6 protein-coding genes are annotated in these 5182 nt (G+C 61.1%); 1 reads left to right on the top strand and 5 read right to left on the bottom strand.

The features are described from left to right. The 5 genes from HNW77_RS16900 to HNW77_RS16880 all read right to left on the bottom strand — a co-directional run. Positions 1-265, bottom strand: a 265-nt coding sequence (locus HNW77_RS16900) for an MSMEG_0567/Sll0786 family nitrogen starvation N-acetyltransferase (protein WP_338033803.1), incomplete at its 3' end; no start/stop codon positions are given. Beyond that, positions 265-1371: an MSMEG_0568 family radical SAM protein gene (locus tag HNW77_RS16895; RefSeq protein WP_172159248.1), complete on the bottom strand. Its 1107-nt coding sequence runs from the start codon at positions 1369-1371 to the stop codon at positions 265-267. The genes HNW77_RS16895 and HNW77_RS16900, both read right to left, overlap by 1 nt. Further along, the gene (locus HNW77_RS16890) at positions 1368-2342 is read right to left on the bottom strand and encodes a Nit6803 family nitrilase (protein WP_172159246.1); all 975 of its coding nucleotides are present in this window, start codon (positions 2340-2342) and stop codon (positions 1368-1370) included. The genes HNW77_RS16895 and HNW77_RS16890 overlap by 4 nt, the downstream gene beginning before the upstream one ends. Positions 2343-2366: 24 nt before the next feature. Beyond that, complete coding sequence (locus tag HNW77_RS16885; RefSeq protein WP_010512510.1) at positions 2367-2849, bottom strand: MSMEG_0572/Sll0783 family nitrogen starvation response protein; 483 nt, start codon at positions 2847-2849, stop codon at positions 2367-2369. A gap of 340 nt (positions 2850-3189) precedes the next feature. Further along, positions 3190-4593: an aminotransferase-like domain-containing protein gene (locus HNW77_RS16880; protein ID WP_014106934.1), complete on the bottom strand. Its 1404-nt coding sequence runs from the start codon at positions 4591-4593 to the stop codon at positions 3190-3192. A 157-nt stretch (positions 4594-4750) separates the two neighbouring features. Between HNW77_RS16880 and HNW77_RS16875 the strand changes: the two genes are divergently transcribed. Continuing rightward, the coding region (locus HNW77_RS16875) for a transposase (RefSeq protein WP_172159245.1) at positions 4751-5182 on the top strand (432 nt) is incomplete at its 3' end.

The raw sequence follows: 5182 nt of genomic DNA, 5'->3' as shown, positions 1-5182 counted from the left end.
AGACGCCGGGTTCGGCTTCATGGATGCGCACGGCGCCCACCACCCGGTCCGGCATGCCCGCCATGCAGCACGCCGCGATGATGGGAATGGCAACCGCGTCGATTGCGTCCCGGTCATCATCCGCAAACACCTGCTGTTCGGTGCAGAACACGTCGCGGCGCAGCGCATGGTAGCCAGCCCGTTCCCACGGCGTGCGGACCAGCCGCACGACATATTCCGTAGGGATGAACGGGCGGTCGTCCACGCCTTCGAGGATCGCTGTCATTATTCGTACGCCGAAAGGGAGGAACAGGCGCCACACCGGCCACACCCGGCGCGGATGTCGGTGGATTTCATGTTCGCCTCGCGCAGCATGCGCCCCAGTGGGGCCAGCACGGACTTCATGAAATCGGCCGAAGGCGGCGCGTGATTTTCCAGCGGTGTGCCGGAAATCGGCACGAACGGCACCACGAAGGGATAGACCCCGAGCGCAATCAGGCGTTCGGCCAGAGCCAGAATATCTGCGGCGCTGTCGCCAAGACCGGCCAGAATGTAGGTATTGACCTGCCCGCGCCCGAAGACCGGCACGGCGCTGGCGAAAGCGTCCATATAGCGATCCACGCTGACCGTGGCCTTGCCGGGCATGATCTTCTCGCGCACCGCCTGTGTTGCGGCTTCGAGATGCATACCCAGGCTGTCGGCCCCGGCGTCGCGCAGGCGCTGGAACCAGCCGTGATCGCGCGGCGGCTCGCACTGGACCTGAAGCGGCAGATCCACAGCCGCCCGAATGGCACGGGCTGATTCCGCCAGCACGGCAGCACCCCGATCAACCACATTGGGCGTGCCGGTGGTCAGCACCATGTCGCGCACGCCGTCCAGTTCCACGGCGGCCTTGGCGACCTCGGCAAGCTGCGCCGGTGTCTTGTAAGCGATCGTCCGATCGGCCTCCAGCGACTGGCCGATGGCGCAGAACTGACAGGAGGTGCGCCGGTCGGCATAGCGGATGCAGGTCTGGTGCACCGTGGTCGCCAGCGTGTCACGGCCATGCAGCAGGGCGATCTTCCAGTAGGGAATGCCGTCCGCCGTGCTCAGTCCGTAAAAGCGCGGGGCGGCCGGAAAATGGATCGTGCCCAGTGTCTGCCCATCGCGTAGCAGCGTGCTGGCCCCGTGCTGGTCCGGCGGGCTGGCCTGGAATGGTGAATGCCGCGCGCCGGATGTATAGACCGGGACCATGACGGTCTGGCCTGCAATGGTAATCGTCTTGTGATCCGAAGGACCGGCGCCTCCCTTGCGGGCAATGCCGCCGGTCTGCTCACCGATCTGAAGCCCGAAGGATTGCAGGTCGGTGGCGAGCTTGCGACCAGAAAGTGTACCGAGCGTCGGAATGGTCATGACGCAGCCTCATCTGTAGATGTGGGAACCGGATTGGCTTCACCAACGTAATGAACGGTGCGGGCAGGCCGCCGGTCGAGCAGCAGGCTGAGCAGTTCGGGGCGTGCGTAATGCCCCACGGAATCCATCATCCGCTTGCGCTTGGTAATCAGCGCGAAGTCGAGATCAGCAATCACCATCCCCTCGCCTTCCGTCAGCGGCGTGCCCAGCAGCTTGCCCTCGGGCGAGACGATGGCCGTGAAACACCCACCCCGCAGCGGCCCTTCCAGCGCGGGATCGCGGGCTATTTCCTTGATCTGCTCTTCCGTCAGCCAACCCGTGGCGTTCACCACAAAGCAGCCTGATTCCAGCGCATGATGCCGGATAGTGACTTCCATCTGGTCGGCAAAGATCTGCCCTACCAGCGAACCGGGGAACTGGGCGCAATGGATTTCCTCATGCTGGGTCATCAGCACGTAGCGGGCGAGCGGGTTGTAATGCTCCCAGCAGGCCAGTGCGCCAATGCGACCGGCGGCACTGTCCACCACTTTCAGCCCTGCGCCATCGCCCTGCCCCCAGACCATGCGTTCATGGTAGGTGGGCGTGATCTTGCGGCGTTTGAGCAGGATTTCACCCGTGGCGTCGAAGATGATCTGGGTGTTGTAGAGCGTGCCGAAATCGCGCTCGTTCACGCCCAGCACCACGACCATGCCGGTCTGGCGCGCGGCCTCGGCCACCATGTCGGTGACCGGACCGGGAATGACGACGGCGCGTTCGTAAAGCGCCAGATGCTCCCCACCGAAGCGGAAAGCCGGCTGGATGAACGAGAAATAGGGATAGTACGGCACAAAGGTTTCGGGAAAGACCGCCAGTTTCACGCCTTTTTCGGCGGCCTCGCGGATGGCCTGACAGACTTTCCGGGCAGTTCCCAGACCATCGTCACCAAGGACGGGGCTGATCTGGATGGCTGCGGCACGAACGATACGGGACATGGCGTACGGTCCTCCCTTCGGCCTTCAGAGGGTCCAGGTATTGAGGATGAAGGCGTTGTCGCGCCGGGCCAGCAGGATGATGTCGAGCACGTCCTGCGGGTTGATGGGCGTGATGCCGGGGATCAGGTTCTGCTCGCCGTAGCCGTAGAGGGCCTGAAGCGCGAAGCGGCAGGCATAGACCTTTCCGCCTTCCTCAAGGATTTTTGCGATCTGCTTGTTGCAGTTCATGTGCCCCGGAAAGGCTTCGTCGCCCAGACGGGGAAAGCCGCGCTGCACACCAAGGGTGACACCCGGTCCATATAGCAGCACCGACGTCTCGAAGCCCTTGCGGATCAGGCGGGTGGCCTGCAGCAGGTTGACGAACCCGACCGAGCCTTCATTGGCGACGGTGTGGAAGGTGATGAGGGCTTTTTCGCCGGGCTGGGCTTTGACGTCCTCAAAAACCTTGTTTTCATAATTGACGAAGCAGTCGCCGTCTTTGTACGGAGCGTGTTCGACTTTCGGCATGGTATCTCTCCCGTGTGCTGCGGTCTCCGGCAGGGAGCCGGGACTGACCGCGTTGCCGAGGCAAACGTGGCACGGGATGGCAGAGAGCCAAAATATTGTATGCCTTATGAAAAAGGTACAAACGGATCAAATCAGATTACATGCCGCCATCCTGCCACGACAGAGGCATACAAGAAATATACGACAACCATACAATCGTAAGGTGTATCCATAAAGGTCTGTTTTAGCTTGATTTTATAATCACGCAGTCGTGAATGAAGTGCCTTTTTGTTTTTCCGTGTGCCCGCATGGCGCGCCCCGGAATCAGATGGTCCCATCGATTCCAGACACTGCGCGCAGGTCACACAATATCGGCAAAGCCGGGTGAGCGTTTGTGTTGCAGGACCGACAGCACGCCATGCAGGGATTCCTCAAGGCTTGCAGCATCCGGTGCGCTGCCCAATGCAATCCGGGCCCGCTGCGGCGGCTCGCCACTGATGGTGAAAACGGTGCTGGGCACCAGCGCCAGTCCCCGCCTGCGGGCATAGGCCACAAAATCCGCACTGCCCCACCAGTCCGGCAGTTTCAGCCACACATGCGGCCCGTCGGGGTTCATGCAATGCCCCTCCCCCAGCACCCTGCGGGCAATGGACTGGCGCAGGCGCAGTTCTTTCTGGATGGCGTGCAGGATCGTATGCGCCTGCCCTGTCTGCATCCACCGCGCCGTCAGCGCGCTGAGCAGACCGGCATTGGTGAGCGCAATGGCCCGGATGGCCGCCGCGACCCGTCGGGTCATGTCCGCATTGGGCAGGGCCACATAGGCGATGCGCAGGCCCGGACTGAGCGTCTTGGCAAGGGTAGCCACGTAGCTGACACGGCTATGGTCGAGTGCTGCCAGCGCCGGTAGCGGATTGTCCATCAGCAGGCTGTAGGGGTCATCCTCGGCAATATGCAGATGATGATGCTGGGCAACCTTCAGGATATCCTTGCGTCGTTGCAGGGACATCGTGGCCGTGGTGGGATTGTGGATGGTCGGAATGCAGTAGAGCATCCGGGGATGATGTTCGGCGCAGACGCGATCGAGCTGGTCCGGCATCATCCCGTCCATGTCGCTGTCCACGCCGACCAGAATAAGATCGAACTGCGCCGCGATGGTCCGGATGCCGGGATAGGCAATACGGTCGGTGACAATCACATCGCCCGGCTGGGTATGGGTGCTGACAGTGGCCGCCAGAGCGCTCTGGGCACCAGGTGAGACAAGGATTTCATCCGTTCGCCGCTGACCGATGACGGGCGCGATCCATTTCGCGCCAAGCTGGCGTTCTTCCTGTGTGCCACCCGTCACCCGGTAGGACATCAGGCTGTTCAGATCCTGCTGTTTCAGGATGGCTGCGATGTCGCTCTGGATGATCCGCTGAAGCGGTGGTTCCTGCGGGATCGGTGGCAGGTTCATGGTCAGATCCACCACAGCCGGTCCCGTATGGCGCCAGTGGCTTTCCCCCGCGCCGACACGGACAAAGGTTCCTCGGCCGACCGTTGCGTCAATCAGGCCGCGTCGGCGGGCCTCGGTAAAGGCCCGGGTCACGGTCGTCAGATTGGTGCCGAGATACTCCGCGATCGTGCGCTGTGGTGGCAACCTGTCGCCTTCCCTCAGGTCGCCCTTGCGGATGGAAAGCGCCAGGGCATCGGCCAGCGTCATGTAAATCGCGTTCGGACTCCGGCTGATCTCTTCTTTCCAGTGGGCGAGATAGGGGTATGCTGACATGGGATGGAATTTCCATACATTCGATGATATTCCATTCGACCATATACCATACAATCCGTGCAATAATGATCGATACAGATGGAGGGTTCGAAAAACCCTCTGGTATTGAGGTCTGCTCTGTGATTCCATTTTCCTTGCGTTGATTGGAGTATGGATCATGAAGCAGACGGGATTTTTTGACGTTGAAGAGCGGCTTGCCCGCTTGAGCGGGCTTGGTGATCAGCTCGAAGCATTTTCCCGGACTGTGGATTTTGAAGTCTTCCGCCCTGACCTGGAGAAGGCTCTGGCGTATTCTGACGGCAGCAAAGGCGGACGACCGCCATTTGATCCTGTGCTGATGTTCAAAATTCTGGTGATCCAGACGCTCAACAATTTGTCTGATGAGCGGACGGAATATCTGATCAACGATCGCCTCTCCTTTATGCGTTTCCTTGGTCTGGGACTTTCAGATCGGGTGCCGGATGCCAAAACGGTCTGGCTGTGTCAAAAGCGTCTGACCCAGGCGGGTGCGATCGATGGGCTGTTCAACCGCTTTGATGCCACCCTGCGCAACGCCGGGTATTTGCCGATGTCAGGCCAGATCCTGGAT

This window comes from Komagataeibacter melomenusus (genome assembly GCF_013155395.1).
Lineage (GTDB): Bacteria > Pseudomonadota > Alphaproteobacteria > Acetobacterales > Acetobacteraceae > Komagataeibacter > Komagataeibacter melomenusus.
Note: the sequence above shows the minus strand (reverse complement) of the source record. Positions and strands in the feature narration are given on the sequence as shown.

Bases quoted from the DNA above. Each gene is read 5' to 3' on its own strand.
- HNW77_RS16895 (WP_172159248.1), bottom strand. From the start codon at position 1,371: ATGACCATTCCGACGCTCGGTACACTTTCTGGTCGCAAGCTCGCCACC.
- HNW77_RS16890 (WP_172159246.1), bottom strand. From the start codon at position 2,342: ATGTCCCGTATCGTTCGTGCCGCAGCCATCCAGATCAGCCCCGTCCTT.
- HNW77_RS16885 (WP_010512510.1), bottom strand. From the start codon at position 2,849: ATGCCGAAAGTCGAACACGCTCCGTACAAAGACGGCGACTGCTTCGTC.
- HNW77_RS16880 (WP_014106934.1), bottom strand. From the start codon at position 4,593: ATGTCAGCATACCCCTATCTCGCCCACTGGAAAGAAGAGATCAGCCGG.